Source organism: Rhizobium sp. BK176 (assembly GCF_024808055.1).
In genome coordinates, this window is record NZ_JANUBV010000027.1 from 51965 (window position 1) to 68183 (window position 16219).

16 protein-coding genes are annotated in these 16219 nt (G+C 60.9%); 6 read left to right on the top strand and 10 right to left on the bottom strand.

Annotated elements, in window-relative coordinates; genetic code table 11:
- Positions 1-5: 5 nt before the first annotated feature.
- Genes FHT76_RS36605 through FHT76_RS36615 form a run of 3 tightly spaced genes read right to left on the bottom strand, consistent with a single transcriptional unit; the run spans position 6 to position 2906 of the window.
- Positions 6-347 (bottom strand): DUF3088 domain-containing protein, encoded by a 342-nt coding sequence (locus FHT76_RS36605; protein WP_259186497.1) that lies wholly within the window; start codon positions 345-347, stop codon positions 6-8.
- A gap of 10 nt (positions 348-357) precedes the next feature.
- A complete protein-coding gene (locus FHT76_RS36610) occupies positions 358-1716 on the bottom strand; it encodes an LLM class flavin-dependent oxidoreductase (protein ID WP_259186498.1) in 1359 nt (452 codons plus the stop codon).
- 11 nt (positions 1717-1727) lie between these two features.
- Entirely contained in the window at positions 1728-2906 is a 1179-nt protein-coding gene (locus FHT76_RS36615; protein ID WP_183864720.1) for an acyl-CoA dehydrogenase family protein, read from the bottom strand.
- 351 nt (positions 2907-3257) lie between these two features.
- Between FHT76_RS36615 and FHT76_RS36620 the strand changes: the two genes are divergently transcribed.
- The 4 genes from FHT76_RS36620 to FHT76_RS36635 all read left to right on the top strand — a co-directional run bounded on the left by FHT76_RS36620 (position 3258) and on the right by FHT76_RS36635 (position 8607).
- Complete coding sequence (locus FHT76_RS36620; RefSeq protein WP_183758460.1) at positions 3258-4856, top strand: ABC transporter substrate-binding protein; 1599 nt, start codon at positions 3258-3260, stop codon at positions 4854-4856.
- A gap of 17 nt (positions 4857-4873) precedes the next feature.
- The gene (locus FHT76_RS36625; RefSeq protein WP_259186508.1) at positions 4874-5962 is read left to right on the top strand and encodes a rhodanese-like domain-containing protein; all 1089 of its coding nucleotides are present in this window, start codon (positions 4874-4876) and stop codon (positions 5960-5962) included.
- A gap of 87 nt (positions 5963-6049) precedes the next feature.
- Entirely contained in the window at positions 6050-7303 is a 1254-nt protein-coding gene (locus FHT76_RS36630) for an acyl-CoA dehydrogenase family protein (RefSeq protein WP_183758463.1), read from the top strand.
- Positions 7300-8607, top strand: coding sequence for an NtaA/DmoA family FMN-dependent monooxygenase (locus FHT76_RS36635; protein ID WP_183758465.1), 1308 nt, complete (start codon positions 7300-7302; stop codon positions 8605-8607). Before FHT76_RS36630 ends, FHT76_RS36635 begins: the two co-directional genes overlap by 4 nt.
- 345 nt (positions 8608-8952) lie before the next feature.
- On the opposite strand, the gene FHT76_RS36640 is transcribed toward FHT76_RS36635, so the two are convergent.
- Both FHT76_RS36640 and FHT76_RS36645 read right to left on the bottom strand, forming a co-directional pair.
- Positions 8953-9162, bottom strand: a complete 210-nt coding sequence (locus FHT76_RS36640) for a cold-shock protein (RefSeq protein ID WP_028827775.1) — start codon at positions 9160-9162, stop codon at positions 8953-8955.
- A 737-nt stretch (positions 9163-9899) separates the two neighbouring features.
- A complete protein-coding gene (locus FHT76_RS36645) occupies positions 9900-11276 on the bottom strand; it encodes a PLP-dependent aminotransferase family protein (protein ID WP_183758467.1) in 1377 nt (458 codons plus the stop codon).
- Positions 11277-11619: 343 nt separating this feature from the next.
- Between FHT76_RS36645 and FHT76_RS36650 the strand changes: the two genes are divergently transcribed.
- Together FHT76_RS36650 and FHT76_RS36655 are read left to right on the top strand one after the other, a co-directional pair.
- Positions 11620-12012 carry a DUF983 domain-containing protein gene (locus FHT76_RS36650; protein WP_183758469.1) on the top strand — a complete coding sequence of 131 codons (393 nt, stop codon included), beginning with the start codon at positions 11620-11622 and terminating at the stop codon, positions 12010-12012.
- 54 nt (positions 12013-12066) lie between these two features.
- Entirely contained in the window at positions 12067-12294 is a 228-nt protein-coding gene (locus FHT76_RS36655; RefSeq protein WP_183758471.1) for a hypothetical protein, read from the top strand.
- A 20-nt stretch (positions 12295-12314) separates the two neighbouring features.
- Here the strand turns inward: FHT76_RS36655 and FHT76_RS36660 are convergent, their stop codons facing one another.
- The 5 genes from FHT76_RS36660 to FHT76_RS36680 form a co-directional block, all read right to left on the bottom strand.
- Positions 12315-12539: an antitoxin MazE family protein gene (locus FHT76_RS36660; RefSeq protein ID WP_183758473.1), complete on the bottom strand. Its 225-nt coding sequence runs from the start codon at positions 12537-12539 to the stop codon at positions 12315-12317.
- A gap of 170 nt (positions 12540-12709) precedes the next feature.
- Positions 12710-14683 (bottom strand): 3-hydroxyacyl-CoA dehydrogenase NAD-binding domain-containing protein, encoded by a 1974-nt coding sequence (locus FHT76_RS36665; RefSeq protein WP_183758474.1) that lies wholly within the window; start codon positions 14681-14683, stop codon positions 12710-12712.
- Between the two features lie 7 nt (positions 14684-14690).
- Positions 14691-15086, bottom strand: coding sequence for a RidA family protein (locus tag FHT76_RS36670; protein WP_183758476.1), 396 nt, complete (start codon positions 15084-15086; stop codon positions 14691-14693).
- Complete coding sequence (locus FHT76_RS36675) at positions 15064-15495, bottom strand: thioesterase family protein (protein ID WP_183758478.1); 432 nt, start codon at positions 15493-15495, stop codon at positions 15064-15066. Before FHT76_RS36675 ends, FHT76_RS36670 begins: the two co-directional genes overlap by 23 nt.
- Positions 15496-15503: 8 nt before the next feature.
- Positions 15504-16219, bottom strand: a 716-nt coding sequence (locus FHT76_RS36680) for an acyl-CoA dehydrogenase family protein (protein ID WP_259186528.1), incomplete at its 5' end; no start/stop codon positions are given.

Consider the following 16219-nt stretch of genomic DNA (forward strand, 5'->3'; position numbering starts at 1 on the left):
CTCCGTCAGTCGTGAAGTCGCGGAAAGCCATGCCGCTCTGAAAGCAATTCGAGAATGCGGCTGGTCTTGGAAACGAAGCGCTTGCCTTTCCAGTCCGCAGCATCGGGCGGCGGGTTGGATGCGAGGACCAGCACCGGCAAGGACTGGTTTTCCTCGCCAACCGCCTCGATCACCTGTGTGCGCGGGCGAGGGAAGGGAACTCTGTGCACCTCGATGCGGGCAGCAAGCTCGGGAAAGCTCGAAAGTACCCCCTCGATCGCATTGCAATGGGGGCAGACGAACGTCTGCCCAGGGTGCTTCGGGTCCGAGAAACCGGGGGCGATGAGAAAAAGCGTATCGCGGCTCATGTCTTTTCCCCTACTCGGCCGCGACTGCGCCGTGATTGACGGTATGGCTGTTTTCGGGGCGCTTCAGGCCAAGGTTTTCGCGCAGTGTCGTACCCTCATACTCGTGGCGGAAGAGACCGCGCCGTCGCAGTTCCGGCACCACAAGCTCGATGAAATCAGAGAGCCCGCCCGGCATGATCGGCGCCATGATGTTGAAGCCGTCAGCTCCATAGTTTTCGAAGCGCTCTTCCAGCGTATCGGCAATCTCCGTCGGCGTGCCCACGACCTGCCAGTGGCCGCGCGCACCGGCGATGCGAAGGTAGAGCTGGCGGATCGTCAGGCTCTCGCGCCGGGCAAGATCCAGAACCAGTGCCTGCCGGCTCTTGCCGGCATTTGTCGCAGGCGGATTTTCGGGCACCGGTCCATCGAGCGGATAATCCCGGAGGTCGAGGCCCGAGAGCTGGGAAATCAGATTCAATCCGACCTCCGGCTGGATGAGTTCCTGAAGGGATTCGAACTTCTCCTGCGCCTCCGATTGTGTGCGGCCGACGACCGGGAAAATGCCGGGCAGGATCTTCAGGTCGTCGTGCGAGCGACCGTATTTCGCTAACCGTCCCTTGACGTCGGCGTAGAAGCTCGTTGCTTCCTCCAGGGTGATCTGGGCGGCAAAGACGGCTTCCGCCGTGCGGGCGGCAAGCTCCTTGCCGGGCTCGGAGGCGCCGGCCTGGACGACAACCGGTCGCCCCTGTGGCGAGCGCGGAATGTTGAGCGGGCCGCGGACCTTGAAATGCTTTCCACTGTGATCGAGCCGATGCAGCTTGGCCGGGTCGAAATAGCGGCCGCTTTCGCGATCCCGCAGGAAAGCATCGTCTTCCCAGCTGTCCCATAGGCCGAGCACGACGTCGGCGAATTCCTCCGCCCGTTCGTAGCGGTCAGAATGGAGGATCTGCGTCTCATGGCCGAAATTGAAGGCGGCGTCGGGGTCGGCGGAGGTCACCAGGTTCCAGCCGGCTCGACCGCCGCTCAGCCGGTCGAGCGAGCCGAACTGCCGGGCGAGATTATAGGGGTCGGAGTAGCTGGTGGAGGCGGTGGCGATCAGCCCGATATTGCGGGTGACGGAAGACAGCGCGGAGAGCAGGGTGATGGGCTCGAAGGGATAAACACCGCTATGAGCCTTGCGGCTTGCGGCCTCGACATCCTTGATGCGCGCGGCGACGCCATCCGCGAAAAAGATCGTGTCGAACTTCGCCGCTTCGGCGAGCTTGGCCAATTCCAGGTAGTTCTCGAACTCGGTACCGACGGAAGCCTTTGGATGACGCCATGCGGCGACGTGATGCCCGGTGAAGAGCAGAAATGCGCCGAGCTTGATCTTGTCCTTGCGTTTCGCCATTGCGGTTCCTTTCAGCGATAGATGGCCGGCACGGGAAATTCGCCTGTCAGCAGCCAGGTGCCGACGGTGCGTTTCTTGTACTCGGCGGGATTGTGGAGTGTGTGGGTCCTGACATTGCGCCAGAAGCGGTCGAAGCCATTGGCATTGGTCGCCGAGCGGGCGCCCATGACCTCGAAGACCTCGCTGGAGACGGCAAGCCCGACCTCGCCGGCATAGACGTTCGCCGTCGCGATATCGATCGCGGCCGCGCCACGGCCCGCGGCGGTCAGCGAAGGCCCTGCGGCGTAGGCAGCATCGAGGCTGCGCGCGGCCTTGTCGGCCAGCTCCGTTGCCGCAAGAGTGCGGATATAGAGGTCGCCGTATTGGCGCTTGATCCAGGGGTCGTCGGTGTGCCGCTCGACGCCGGAATAGACCCATGGCCGCGAACTCGTCGTCGTATAGCTGCGGCCCTCCTCCAGTATGCCCTGTGCGCTGCCGACGAAGACGTTGAGCAGGACGCTTTGCTGAAGGAGCGATGTGAGCGAGGAATAGGGTGTCAACGGCACCTCGGGCGAGCTGATCAGCTCGTCGTCTTGAACCTCAAGATCCACGAAGCGGACCGTGCCGCTGCCGGTCTGCCGCTGGCCGATGCCGTCCCAGTCGTTCACAATGACAATGCCGTCGCGGTCGGCGGGAACGGCGGCGGTCAGTCGGGCGCCATCGCCATTCTCCCAGGAAACCTGGATGTAATCGGCGACATGCGTGCCCGAGGAGAACGGGCGACTGCCGTTGATGATCCAGCCGGTCGCCGTCCGTTCGCCGCTCGATGTTTTCGATAACGCGTTTCCGGAATTGCTCCAGATCCAGTTGCCGGCCGCCGAGCCAGTCAGCCATTTCTCTTTCTGCGCGGCCGAGCCGCGAAACAGGATGAGGTTGAGCGGCAGGTGGTGATAGCCGAAGAGATGGGCGAGCGATCCGTCGGTTTTCGCAAACTCCCTGACGATGCGCAGGATCGTTGGCCATGAGGCGCCCTGGCCGCCGTACTTCCTGGCGATCTGCGCCGAAGGCAGGCCGCTTTCTTTCAGGAGCCTGATCTGGTCGACTGGCCTGCCGCCCTGTTTGTCTCTCTCGACGGCATCGAGATGAAACGCCTGGCGCAGTTCGCTCGCCTTTGCCAGAAGCGTGTCGTCAGCATCTGTTACGAACGGCATTTTGCCTCCCGGAAATGACGGTAGGACGGGCGTGTGCCCGCCTATTTCCCGTCAACGGTTGGCTGGCCGGCCGTTCAAGTCCAGAAATATCTGTTTGATTTCACGGAAAGAAATTCTTTTACCGGTGCGCTCGATTTCTGCGTTTCGTCGCGGTGCTCATCGGCGAAAACACCATCCTGTCAAATCGCGGAAATTGAGCAGCTTTTCCTCTGTGTTACGCCGACGTCGAACAATCGTCCGGAGGCAATTATTCTTTCCCGGACGAGAAGAAACTTTCACTTCGGCTTTCGAGGCGCAGCACTGAAGCTTCCCCTCAGCGGACCACAATCCAACCCGAGAGGAGCTCTTCGCGTGTCCATCAACCGTCGCAGTTTCAACCAGCTGATGTTGCTTGCAAGCGCTAGCACCTTGCTCCCGTCGATCTCATTTGGACAAGGCGCTGCACCGGCGACGGGCGGCACCTTGAACTGGCTCTACCGGGTGGATCCCGGCAATGCTCTCTTTGCCATCAACACATCGTCGGGCACCGGCCAGGCGATCGGCCCGAAGATCGTTGAGGGCCTGCTCACCTTCGACCTCGACGTCAAGCCGCAGCCGCTGCTGGCGACGGAGTGGTCTGTTTCCGACGACAATCTTCGCTACACGTTCAAGCTGCGTAAGGGCGTGAAGTGGCACGACGGCAAGGACTTCACCTCCGATGACGTCGCCTTCTCGATCTTCCGGCTGAAGGAGGCGCATCCGCGCGGTCGCATCACCTATCAGAACGTGGTGGCGGTGGAGACGCCGGATCCGCTGACCGCGGTTATCGTGTTGTCGAAGCCGGCTCCGTTCCTGCTCTCGGCGCAGTCGAGCTCGGAGTCGCCGATCGTGCCGAAGCACATCTTCGAGAAGCTGGCGCCTGGTGACGGGCAGACGCTGCAAACAGCGATAGGGACAGGTCCCTTCAAGCTGACGGAATGGGTTGCGGGCAGCCACCTGATCTTCGAACGCAATCCGGACTATTGGGACGCGGGCAAGCCCTATCTCGACCGCATCATCCTACGCGTCGTCACCGATCCGGCCGCCCGGTCCGCGGCCCTGGAGACCGGTGAAGCCGACATCGGCGACAATCCGGTGCCGCTTGCCGATCTCGAGCGGCTGAAGCAGGTCCCCAATCTCATCGTCGACACGACCACCTACGCCTATTCCGGCCCGCAGCAGCAATTGTTCTTCAACTACGACAATCGGCTGTTTGCCAAGCGCGAGGTCCGGCTTGCCATCGCCCAGGCGATCAACCTGCAGGAGATCGTCGACGTCGCGCTCTATGGTTATGCGCAGGTGTCGCCCAGCCCTGTCAGCACGGCCTTGCCGCAGTGGTACGATAAGAGCGTCGTGGCCCATCCCTACGATACGGCCGCAGCCGAAAAGCTGCTCGATGAAGCGGGCTATCCGCGCAAGGCGGATGGCAAGCGCTTTGATCTCAGGTTGACCTATAATTCCTACCTGCCGCAAGGCTACGCCGATGTGCTGAAAAACCAGCTGGAAAAGATCGGCGTTGGAATCGAGATCAAGAAATACGACCTGCCGACCTTCCTGAAGACCGTCTACACCGACCGGGCTTTCGACTTGGTAGTGGAGTCGCTCTCCAACACCTTCGATCCGTCGCTCGGCATTCAGCGCGCCTACTGGAGCAAGAATTTCAAGATCGGCCTGCCGTTCTCGAATGCAAGCCACTACGCGAACGCCAAGGCGGATGCGCTGCTCGAGGCGGCCGCCATCGAGCCTGATGAGAAGAAGCGCTGGGAGGTCTGGAGCAAGTTCCAGCATCTGATCCATGACGAGGTGGCGTCCGTCGACCTCGTCGCCGCCGGCGCCCAGATCGTCGCCAACAGGAGGGTGAAGAACTACGTGACGGGATCGCAGGGGCTGAACTGGAGCTTCGGCGACCTGTGGCTCGATCCGAACGCTTGATATCAGGAGCAGAAAACATGACGGGATATTCGATAGACAAGGCCAGATTGACTGATTGGCTGGGCGATGGGCTGGAACTGGCGGTGCTTGATATCCGGCCAACCGAAGAGGTCGGCTACGCATCGCCGCTGTTTGCGACAAACCTGCCTGCCGAACGCCTGGACGCCGAACTCGACCGCTTCGTGCCGCGTCGTGTGGTCCGCACGGTTCTGGTCGATGGTGGCGATGGCACGGCCGAAGCGGCTGTCACCCGATTGCGGCAAACCGGCTGGACGAACATCCATGTTCTGGAAGGCGGCATTCCCGCCTGGGTGGAGGAAGGCGAGGACAAGCTTCCGACCTTCGATATTCCGGGCGTTGCCTTCGTCACGAAGGTTCGCGACGAGAGAGGGACGCCCGTGGTCTCTGCCGTCGAGCTGAAGGCATTGCGCGATCAGGGTCAGGACGTCATCGTCCTCGACACACGCACGCTCGGCGAATATGAAAAGGCGCATGTGCCGGGCGCCGTCGGCGTGCCCGGGGCCGAACTACTGCTGCATTTCAAGGACCTCGTCCCCTCGACGGAGACGAAGGTCGTGGTTTCCTGCGCCGGCCTGCCGCGCGCTATTCTCGGGGCCCAGACCCTGATCGATGCCGGCGTCGAAAATGCCGTTGCCTATCTCGATGACGGGACGCGCGGCTGGACCGACGCGGGCCTCGATCTGGAGACAGGGCGTACCGCAACCTACCACGAGGCGACAGAAACAGCGCGCCGGTTTGCAAGCGAGTATGGAAAGAGCCTTTCGGCGAAGGACGGTCTGACGTTCCTCGATCGGCAGACGGTCGAGACGTGGAAGGCCGATCCGGTGCGCACAACCTACCTCCTGGACGTTCGCACGCCGGACGAGTTTGCGCGCTCGAATCTTCCGGGCTCGATCTCCTCGGAGGGCGGGCAGCTGCTCGGCGTATCCTATCGGACGATTGCCGTTCGTGGCGCCCGCGTCGTCCTGGTCGACGATCTCCTGGGTTCGCGCGCCCGCATCGTCGCCCACTGGCTCGCCCGCCGCGGTTTCGAGATCGCAATCCTGCTTCACGATTTCGGGGCAGAGGAGCGGGCAGCCGCTTAAGGCAGGCCGAGCCTTGGCTGAAATGAGAACCGGGCCTAATCGCCGCCGTTAGCCGGCGGTATTGGGCCTGTAACAGGAAAAAACGCCATGACAGATATCAACGGGGCCTGGGGCGCACCGCCGAGCGAGCGCTTCGAGCGCCTGGCGGCGAGTCTCAGGCCCGTTTTCGCCCGTATCGGCGAGCGTGCGATCGACCGCGACCTCGCTCATGAATTACCCTTTGATGCCTATGAGTGGCTGAAAACCGCGGGCTTTTCGCGATTGCGTTTGCCGGCCGTCCATGGGGGCTTTGGCCTAACCTTGCCCGAACTCTTCGGCCTCATCATCGAGCTTGCGGCGGCCGACCCAAACCTCACCAACGCCTACCGCAGTCACTTTGGTTTCACCGAGGATCTTCTGAACGCAGCTGACAGTGCCTGGCGCGACAGTTGGCTAAAAAGGCTCGGGCAGGGCGAGACGGTTGGAAGCGGGTTCTCGGAGCTTGGCGATACGCCGCTCGGCAGTTATTCGACCCGTCTGGTCCGCAATGGCGCAAGCTGGCGGCTCGATGGCGAAAAGTTCTATACCACTGGCTCGCTTTATGCGGACTGGATCACGCTCGGCGCGATCGATGGGGACGGGCAGCCGATCGGCGCGCTGGTGCCGACCTCGGCACCAGGCGTGGAGATTATCGACGACTGGGATGGCTTCGGCCAGTCGCTGACAGCCAGCGGCACGGCGCGCTTTAGGGATGTCGAGATCGCCGACGAGCTGATCAAGCCAAGCGCGGTCCGGTTTAGCTATTCCGGCGGGTTCTTCCAACTGGTCCATCTGGCGTCGCTTGCGGGCATCGGCCGCGCCGCGGCGAACGACCTTGCGCGGCATGTGGCGGCGAGGAAGAGGATTTATAACCGGGGCAATGCGCCCCGACCGGCCGAAGACCCGCAGATCCAGCAGGTGGTGGGGAAGGTCAGGGGTGCGGCCTACAGCGCCGGAGCAATCGTGCTTCAGGCAGCAGGCGCCCTGCAGCGCGCCTACGAGGCTAATCAGAGCGGCGATCAGGATCAGATCGCGGTGGCTGGTCGCAATGCAGAACTTGAGGTCAGCCAGTCCGTCACCGTCGTCACTTCGCTGATCCTTGACGCCAGCACGGTGCTGTTCGACGCCTTGGGAGCGTCCGCGGCCAAGCGCGGCCATGGTCTTGACCGCCATTGGCGCAATGCGCGCACGATCGCGTCCCACAATCCGCGCATCTACCACGATCGCATCGTCGGCGATTACGCGGTCAACGGCACGATCCCGGGTCCGCAGGCAGGCGTGGGTGTCGCAAGGCAAGAGCAGACGGAACGGGCAGGCGCATGAGCATTCAACAACGTCGCATGAACCTTAACGTCGGACTGAATTCCACCGGCTATCTCGCCAATGCATGGAAATACCGCAGCGGTGACTGGCACGATATCAATGATCCGGCCTACTATCGGCGCCTGGCAGAGATTGCCCACAAGGGGCGCTTCGATGCCGTGTTCTTTTCCGACCACCCGGCGCTGATGACAGAACCGCTGGGGCGACCCTTTCATACGATCGACCCGCTGATCCTGTGCACGGCGCTGGCAGCGCAGGTGCCCGATATTGGGTTTGTCGTGACGGTCTCGTCCACCTATAATTCACCCTATAATTTCGCACGGCGCGCCCAGTCGCTCGATATCGTTTCGGGAGGGCGGCTGATCGTCAATATTGTCTCGTCGTTCAATCCCAATGTCGCCGCCAACTTCGGCAGTGCAGCGCTTCCACCGCGCAAAGAGCGCTATGCCCGCGCTGTCGAATTTCTCGATGTGGCAAAGAAGCTGTGGGCGAGCTGGGATCCAAGGCGTGAGAGCGAGGTTGGATCCGATCGCTTCTGGGACAGCACGAGTGCCGTTCCGATCGATCATGAGGACGCCTTTTTCCAGGTGCGTGGTCCGCTCAACGTCCCGCGTGGTCCCCAGGGCCATCCGGTCATCGCCCAGGCAGGTGCGTCCGATGGCGGCATCGATCTTGCGGCACGGCACGGCGAGATCATCTACTGCAACATCCTGTCGAAACCCGCGGGCAGGGCGTTCGGCGACAAGGTGCGCAACAGGGCCGTTTCGCTCGGCAGGGATCCAGCCGGCATTCGCATCGTCCCCGGCCTCGTGGTTATCTTGGGGGAAAGCCTTAAGGAAGCCTTGCGCAAGCATGAACTCTACAGTGGGACGGGATCGGAAGATGGGCTGCTCGAACGTTTCGTGCGCGAGCATGGATTGGACCGCGACCGTTTCGACCCGGACGCCGTCCTTGACTATGAACGCTTCTTGCCTGATCAAAACAGGCAACAGGCCGTTGGGATGGGACTTGGGCTTGCCGACCTGCTACAGCATGAAAGACTGACTGCGCGTCAGGCCGTGCGCCGTTCCGAGGGACATCACCGGCTCCTCATCGGCACGGCGGAACAGGTGGCCGAGGAAATGATCGACCTGTGGGAGGACGGCACGGTGGACGGCTACACGCTGCAACCGCCGAGGGCGCCCGATGATATCATCGAGTTTGTGGACACGGTCATCCCGATCCTTCAGGACCGAAACGTCTATCCCCGTCAGTACGAGGGACGAACGATACGCGACCGGTATGGGCTCTCCTATCCGACATGACGTTTGCATGGCGTGCTTTCGCCAGGGGGAAGCCGTCGACGGATCATAAACCCGCCGCTTACCCGAACGCTTTTCCTGCTGCGCACTTGCGCTCAATTGCAGACCGATGCCATGGGCGAGGCGCAGGCGACAATCGAGCGGTCGATTTCGCGCCTTGCCGAAAGCTTCGCTTTCGAGTCTCTCGGATAAAATTCTCAGGATGGCTGGCGCGCCATCGATGTCGGTCCCGTCGACGCTTCCCAAGTTTCAAACACAATTCCATCAGCCGAGCAGCAATGCAGACAGCGATGATGGAGAGATCGCTAGGTCCGGGAAGCCGAGTGGATATCCGCTCGGAACCGGTGACTACATCAGCTGAATGTTGATAGCCTTTGGTCCCTTGCCACGGCGATCCGGCTCTGTGTCGAACGAGACCTTCTGGCCTTCCTGCAGCGACTGGATGCCGGAGGCTTGGAGAGCCGAAATGTGAATAAAGATATCGCTGCCTCCCGTACTGGGTGAGATGAAGCCGAAACCCTTGTCTGCGTTGAAAAACTTTACGGTACCAGTGGCCATTTTGTTCTCCCAGGAGCACTGTTCGGTCACTAACATGCCGTCCAGATTCGATGTCTGCAACTGGAAATATCCTCGCCTCTATTCAATGTGGTGAATGGACGAGCAATTCGGCCGTTCTGGTGACGACGGTGCTGTGTAACGCTCACAACGAAAGCCGACCAACGCGTCACGCTAGGAACCACAGATCAAAACCAACGGCTCCTGAATTTGGTGCGGGCTGCGGGTGTCCTTTCTGGCGAGATGACCCTCGCTGATGCAAAGATATAGAGGACTTGAACCTTGAGCCGAACAGCATTGTACGGCTTCGCACGGACTGTGCGTAGAAGGTGAGGGAATTCACCGGGCTGTCGTCCCGGCAGGCCATTTCACAGGATGGCCATACGCTTGATCAGCAATACATTGAACTGCATGGTCGGAAGGGCGCCTGATGAGCCTTTCGCCGGGTTGAATCTGATTACCTGAACCCGCAACCAATCAGAACTTCGACAGGCAGCCGATCGCATAGTTCTAAACGAAAAGGCTTGCCGGAAATCGTTTCGCGGCGAGCTTCAGATCGAACTCCGGAGCGGTCGAGCGCGCGCGTAGGATAGGGGTAAAGTGACGGCTCATGGAATGGGCGGCGGCGGAGCCTCGATACATACGATGCGGGACGACCAGCCTCTGCCCATCATTGTCCCCGCAAGGTCGCATTGAGCAGGCCCGGGCACATCGAGCAATGCAACTTGCCTGATGAAAGGTCAGACTACCATTGTGGAGATCGCCGGCTGCTGAGCTAGGAGGTCTGCCAGAACCCGGAGAGCGCGTGTAAGTTCCTCCAGGTCCACCGGAGCGCCAAGCGCAAGTCGTATGGCTTCGGGCGCAGACGCAATTGCAAAAGCGTCGCTGGTGACGATACCGATCCCTATCGAACGCAATCTGGAAACCAGTTCACCTCGCGTCCACGGTTCAGGAACCTTTAGCCACACGTGGAAGCCCCCTGGAGAGGTTTCAACATCGAACGGAAGGATCGCCTTGACGGCGTCCAGGCGCTTTCCCGTCTCCTTGACTATTTCGCCTCTGACAGCATCCGCTACTCCCGTCTCTATCCACCGTGACGCTAGAGCACTCGTGAGGGGCGACACAATTGACGCTGACGCCCGGATCGCGTTGGCCACGCGATGTGTACGACCCTCCGGTACGGCGACATATGCGACCCGAAGGGCGGGCGACAGGCATTTGGATAAGCTGGCCACATGATAAACCGCTTCGGGCAGCAGCGCCGCAAGCGGCGGTGGCGGGGCCGAAACAAGGCCACTATACGCGTCGTCCTCGATAATTGGCACGCCATATGTCCGCGCAACATTGACGAGATCGTGCCTCCTCTGAACGGACAATGTCCGTGTCGTCGGATTGTGAAGCGTTGGCATGCAATAGAGCGCTTTCGGCTTCGCCTCCCTGCATGCTCGCGCAAAAGCGTCCGGAACAAGCCCCTGATCGTCCATTGCAATCGGAGCCAATTTGAGCCTGAGATGAGATGCGATCGAGCGGAAGCCAGGGTAGGTGAGTTCTTCCGCACAGACGACATCGCCGGGCTCTGTCATCGCGCTGAGAATGGCGTGAAGGGCTCCTTGCGCGCCTGACGCGACTACCACTCGATCAGCCGATATCCCCGGAAGCCGCCTTGAAAGCCAAGACGCGGCGACGATACGATCCTCCATGATGCCGCCTGGTTCCTGGTACCGTAGCAGGAGGTCCAAGCCCTGTTCCTGAAGCTTTTTTGCGCCATCCCACATTCTCTGTTCCAGGACGGGATCGAGAAACCTCGGCGGCAGGTTCATGCTCATGTCGACGACGCCCGAGGGCTGCAGTGATGGTCGCGCGCCACGTTTCGATCGCACGTATGTCCCTTGACCCACCTTGCCTTCGATCAGGCCACGGCTGCGGACCTCCGAGTAGGCTCGGCTGACTGTGGTGAAGTCGATCCCGAGGTCGTCAGCGAGTTTGCGCTGCGTTGGAAGTCTCACCCCTTCGGCCAACCGACCACTCGCGATGTCCGCAGCCAAAGCATCCGCGATCGACAAATAGATTGGCCCCTCACGGGTACCGAGCTGAGGTGTCCAGGATGTCGCAGTCATCGACTTTCCACAGATCTGCATTCAATTCAAGCCTTATATGTATAATATATGGATATCAAACCACGCCGGTTGTCAAGGAAATTGGGGCCTAGAATGAGCAGCAACCCTAAATTCGAAGCCATCATAGCATGAAGCTGGATGGCCGCTATCGCACGTTCATTGAGCGACACTGAGAATTCCTGCTCTGGCATGGTCCTCACCACGCACGTCGCGTTACGGTGTGGTGCAGCAACGACTACCTGGGCCTGGCCGGAACAGACTCTGCGACAATTTGTAAAATGGAGAATTTGATTGGATAATTGTATGTATCAATGTATTCAATCAATCTTGGAAAGATAACGCAATGACCACTGAATGGCCTCCATTGCCGCCCATACAAACGGGACTGCGTGGGTTATGCCCGCAATGTGGACAAGGGCACCTTTTCGACGGCTTTCTGACTGTTAAGCCCAAATGCGAAGTTTGTGGCCTCGACTACTCCTTCGCCGATCCGGCAGATGGCCCGGCGTTTTTCGTAATCTGCTTCACATGCGTACCGGCAGTGGCGGTGGCGTGCTGGATAGAGGTCGCCTATTCCCCTTCGATGTGGGTGCATCTCTTCACGTCCCTCCCACTGGTGCTTCTGGCTTGTCTTTTGCCTCTCCGGCCGCTGAAGGGCTGGCTCATCAACAGTCAGTTCTTCTTCAAGGCGGAAGAGGGAAAGATCGACCGCGACTACGTTCGACCAAAGTCGTGAGGTAGTGGTCCTCACGAGTAGATAGTGTCAACTAATACCCTGGGAATGTTCAAAATGGATTGGTTCATTACCGTCTTCCTTCCGTTCAAGCTTCTCGTGTTAGGAACGGGCATGTACTTCGCCATCAAGTGGCATTACGATCAAGGGAAGAATGGAGAGAGAGGCGCGGTGCTACGCGCGGGCGGCAAGATGGCCGCAGTCTTCGTGCTATCGCTCCTATGCGTGGGGCTCTTCACGTTCGTTCTTAGCAGGATGGTCGGTTTGGACTTGAGCTTTCCATGATGGCATAATGTCGCCACGCCTCACGATTCATCTCCGGAGCTTGAGTCGGAGAGTGCGGCATCAAGGAAATATTGCAATTCCTGGTCGCCAGCATCGGAAAGAGCTGTCTGAACCGATCGGCGATGGCATTCGGCGGCGAAACCGGGGCGACGGGTATCGGGAACCCATATTTGTACCGGACGCAGCCCTGCTTCCATGAGGGCCCGGCGGCGCTTTTGGACTCGTTCATTGACCGGGGTTGCCACGACCATCCCCCTGCGGCTTGTTACATGTAACGATGTAAGGTCAGAGATTCGTCATGTCCATGCGGTTCACGGATTGGCTTCCCTGCGCAACGATCTCACCTGTGTCCTACCCACTACGTGATAGAGCCGCACTTGCCACAGCATGCAGGCGCGGTGGCGGATTACGCCGGTCACGTCTCCGCTTTATCAGCCGCAAACATCGGACCGCCCCTATGGGCGGGAAAACCGTATCCGTTGATCATCACGAGATCGACGTCGCTTGCGCGTGTCGCGATACCCTCCGATAGAAGAGCGCGGCCCTCGTCGGCCATCGCCTTCAGAACCCTTGTCACAATCTCGTTCGCGGTGAACGAACGAGGCTTGATCCCCTTGCGCTTCCGCTCTGCCACGACAAGGGCGGTGACGTCCGGATCGACTGTCCGCCTTGCCTCGGGATAGGCATACCAGCCGCGGCCGCTCTTCTGTCCGAAGCGCCCGGCCTCGCAAAGGCGGTCGGCAATCTCGACGTAACGAGCATTCGGATCGCGCATCGACGCCTGACGTTTGCGGCGCGCCCAGGCGATCTCCAGCCCAGCCATGTCGCAGACGGCAAAGAGACCCATCGGAAACCCGAAGGCTTCCATCGCCTGGTCTACCTCGTGCGGCAGGGCGCCCTCTTCAACCATGAATTCAGCCTCGCGCCGGTAGGCAGAAAAGACCCGGTTGCCGATAAAGCCTTCGGTCACGCGGCAGACAATCGGCAGCTTGCCGAGGCGCTTGGCGAAGGCCATCGCCGTAGCAAGGACCTCGGTCTCGGTACGGGCGCAATTCACGACTTCGACCAGTCGCATGATGTTTGCGGGCGAGAAGAAATGCAGGCCGACGACACGCTCGGGATGGCGCGTCGCAGCGGCAATGGTGTCAGGATCGAGATAGCTCGTGTTCGTGGCAAGGATCGCATCCGCCCTGACGACGTCGTCGAGGCGGCGGAACAGCCCGGCCTTGACGTCGAAGTCGTCGAAAACAGCTTCGATGACGAGATCAGCATCGTGAAGCGCACCGAGGTCCGAAGCGACTGTGAGCTTAAGGAGCTGCTCGTCCCGGCCTGCGGGATCGAGACGACCGGACTGTACCGCCTTCTCAAGAATTCCCGCTATGCGCCCATACCCCTTCGTGGCGCCTTCCTCGCTCTGCTCGACGCCTATGACCTGGAAGCCCGCGTTCAGCGCCGAGACGGCGATACCGGAGCCCATCAGTCCGGTGCCGACCACGCCGACGCATCGTGTGTTTCGCGGCGTCGTCTTTTCCTGTCCCTCGACTTTCCCGGCTGCCCGCTCGGCAAAGAAGACGTAGCGCAGCGCTGCCGCCTCTTGAGATTCCCTGAGGCGAAGGAATGTCCTGCGTTCTTCGGCAAGGCCATCCGTGAATGGAAGCGTCACGGCGGCCTTCACGAGCCGCAGGGCTTCGACCGGCGCGGCTTGGCCGCGCGCCCTGGCAAGAATTTTCGCGCCGACGGCGTCAATCTCGGCATCGCTGACCGGCTTTACAGCAATCGCGCCGGATCTGCGAAGCTCGCCGCCCGCCATGGAGGCAACAAGCACGCACGCTTCTGCAACCAGACCCTCTGTCGTGATGCGGTCGATCAAGCCGATGCGAAGCGCTTCGTCGGCCTTCAGGGCACGACCGGTTCCGATCATCTCGGCAGCCGCGGCTATGCCGACGAGCCGCGGCAGGCGTTGCGTGCCGCCGGCACCCGGGACAATGCCGAGCTTGACTTCGGGCAGGCCGAAGCTTGCCGCGGGCGCGGCAACGCGGCCATGGCAGGCAAGAGCCAGCTCACATCCGCCCCCGAGTGCTGCGCCGTTGACCGCCGCCACTGCCGGCTTGGAAAACTGCTCGATGCGCAGATAGACATCGGGCAGGAAAGGCGCTTCGGCCGGCTTGTCGAATTCCTTGATGTCGGCGCCGCCGACAAAGGTTTTGCCGGCCCCGGTAATGACGATGCCGCGCACGGCATCCAGCGCCGCGGCATGGTCCAGTGCAGCACCAAGGCCGGCGCGGACGCTGAGAGATGTTGCGTTGACGGGCGGATTGTCGATGGTGACGACCAGCACGCGATCGGCGATCTTGCCGGAGACGGTTTTGGAAAAGCACAGGTCGCCCATGATCCACCTATTCAGGAATGACCGCGGTTGCTTGGATTTCGATCTTGGCGCGATCTTCCACCAGGGCCACGACCTGCAACGCAGCCATGGCTGGGAAATGCCTGCCGATCGTTTCGCGATAGGCCTGACCGATACCTTTCAGATTGCCGAGGTACTCCGCCTTATCGGTGAAGTACCAGGTCATCGACGTGATATGTCGTGGTTCGGCGCCGCCCTCTGCGAGCACGGCCAGGACGTTCTTCAGGGTCTGGCGCACCTGTTCGACGAAGTCGTCGGTTTCAAACTCGCAGCGCTCGTTCCAGCCGATCTGCCCGCCGACGAAAACCATGCGGCCCTTTGCTGCCATTCCGTTGGCGTATCCTATTGGCTTCGCCCAGCCTTCAGGCTGCAGGATCGTGTGCATCAGTTGTCTCCAGATGATGTGTCAACGCGGCGCGGACGTCGGAAGGCCATGCGAGTGATTGGTGGGTGTCGAGCGACGTGGCAACGACGCGCTGTCGTGCGGTCCAAAGCACCTTACCGTTTGCCGATATCCTATGTTCCAGATCGAGCGAGGTACTGCCGATTTTGAAAACCGCAATTTCGAATTCGAGTTGATCGCCCTGGAAGCCGGGTCTTGAGAACGTCACATCCAGCCGCACGGTGGGAACGCCGATCCTGCGGTCCTCGATTAATGTTTTCCAGGGAAAACCGAGCGAGGCGAAGTAGTCCTCCAGAACACCGACGAGCAGGTTGAGGTAAGATGGGAAATAGGCAATCCCCGAGGGATCGCAGTCTCCGAAGCGCAGCGGTCTTGTCGTTCGAAACCCCACGGCGTGCCTCAATTCGCGAATGCGGCAATGCCGGTGACGGCGCGGCCGAGGATCAGCGCGTGGACGTCATGTGTCCCCTCATAGGTGTTGACCACCTCGAGGTTGACGAGATGGCGGGCAATGCCGAACTCGTCGGAGATGCCGTTGCCGCCGAGCATGTCGCGGGCAAGCCTTGCGATGTCGAGCGCCTTGCCGCAGGAATTGCGCTTGACGATCGAGGTCAGTTCCACCGGCGGATGCCCGCCTTCCTTCATGCGGCCGAGTCGGATGCAGCCCTGCAGGCCGAGCGAGATTTCGGTGACCATGTCGGCAAGCTTCTTCTGGACCAGCTGGTTGGCGGCCAGCGGCCGGCCGAACTGCTTGCGGTCGAGTACATATTGCCGGGCCCTGGCATAGCAGTCCTCGGCAGCCCCGAGCGCTCCCCAGGCGATGCCGAAGCGGGCCGAGTTCAGGCAGGTGAACGGTCCCTTGAGGCCGGTGACATTGGGCAGAAGGTTCTCTTCCGGCACGAAGACCTCATCCATCACCACTTCGCCGGTGATCGAGGCGCGCAGGCCGACCTTGCCATGGATTGCCGGCGCCGACAGGCCCTTCCAGCCCTTTTCCAGGATGAAGCCGCGGATGACGCCGTCCTCGGTCTTGGCCCAGACGACGAAGACATCGGCAATCGGGGCATTGGAGATCCAGGTCTTGGCGCCGGTCAGGCTGTAGCCGCCATCGACCT

What these genes read in the sequence shown, in the direction of transcription:
- FHT76_RS36610 (WP_259186498.1), bottom strand. Translation starts at nt 1,716, where the DNA reads ATGGCGAAACGCAAGGACAAGATCAAGCTCGGCGCATTTCTGCTCTTC.
- FHT76_RS36670 (WP_183758476.1), bottom strand. Translation starts at nt 15,086, where the DNA reads ATGCACACGATCCTGCAGCCTGAAGGCTGGGCGAAGCCAATAGGATAC.
- FHT76_RS36615 (WP_183864720.1), bottom strand. Translation starts at nt 2,906, where the DNA reads ATGCCGTTCGTAACAGATGCTGACGACACGCTTCTGGCAAAGGCGAGC.
- FHT76_RS36645 (WP_183758467.1), bottom strand. Translation starts at nt 11,276, where the DNA reads ATGACTGCGACATCCTGGACACCTCAGCTCGGTACCCGTGAGGGGCCA.
- FHT76_RS36655 (WP_183758471.1), top strand. Translation starts at nt 12,067, where the DNA reads ATGGATTGGTTCATTACCGTCTTCCTTCCGTTCAAGCTTCTCGTGTTA.
- FHT76_RS36650 (WP_183758469.1), top strand. Translation starts at nt 11,620, where the DNA reads ATGACCACTGAATGGCCTCCATTGCCGCCCATACAAACGGGACTGCGT.
- FHT76_RS36665 (WP_183758474.1), bottom strand. Translation starts at nt 14,683, where the DNA reads ATGGGCGACCTGTGCTTTTCCAAAACCGTCTCCGGCAAGATCGCCGAT.
- FHT76_RS36625 (WP_259186508.1), top strand. Translation starts at nt 4,874, where the DNA reads ATGACGGGATATTCGATAGACAAGGCCAGATTGACTGATTGGCTGGGC.
- FHT76_RS36630 (WP_183758463.1), top strand. Translation starts at nt 6,050, where the DNA reads ATGACAGATATCAACGGGGCCTGGGGCGCACCGCCGAGCGAGCGCTTC.
- FHT76_RS36635 (WP_183758465.1), top strand. Translation starts at nt 7,300, where the DNA reads ATGAGCATTCAACAACGTCGCATGAACCTTAACGTCGGACTGAATTCC.
- FHT76_RS36640 (WP_028827775.1), bottom strand. Translation starts at nt 9,162, where the DNA reads ATGGCCACTGGTACCGTAAAGTTTTTCAACGCAGACAAGGGTTTCGGC.
- FHT76_RS36605 (WP_259186497.1), bottom strand. Translation starts at nt 347, where the DNA reads ATGAGCCGCGATACGCTTTTTCTCATCGCCCCCGGTTTCTCGGACCCG.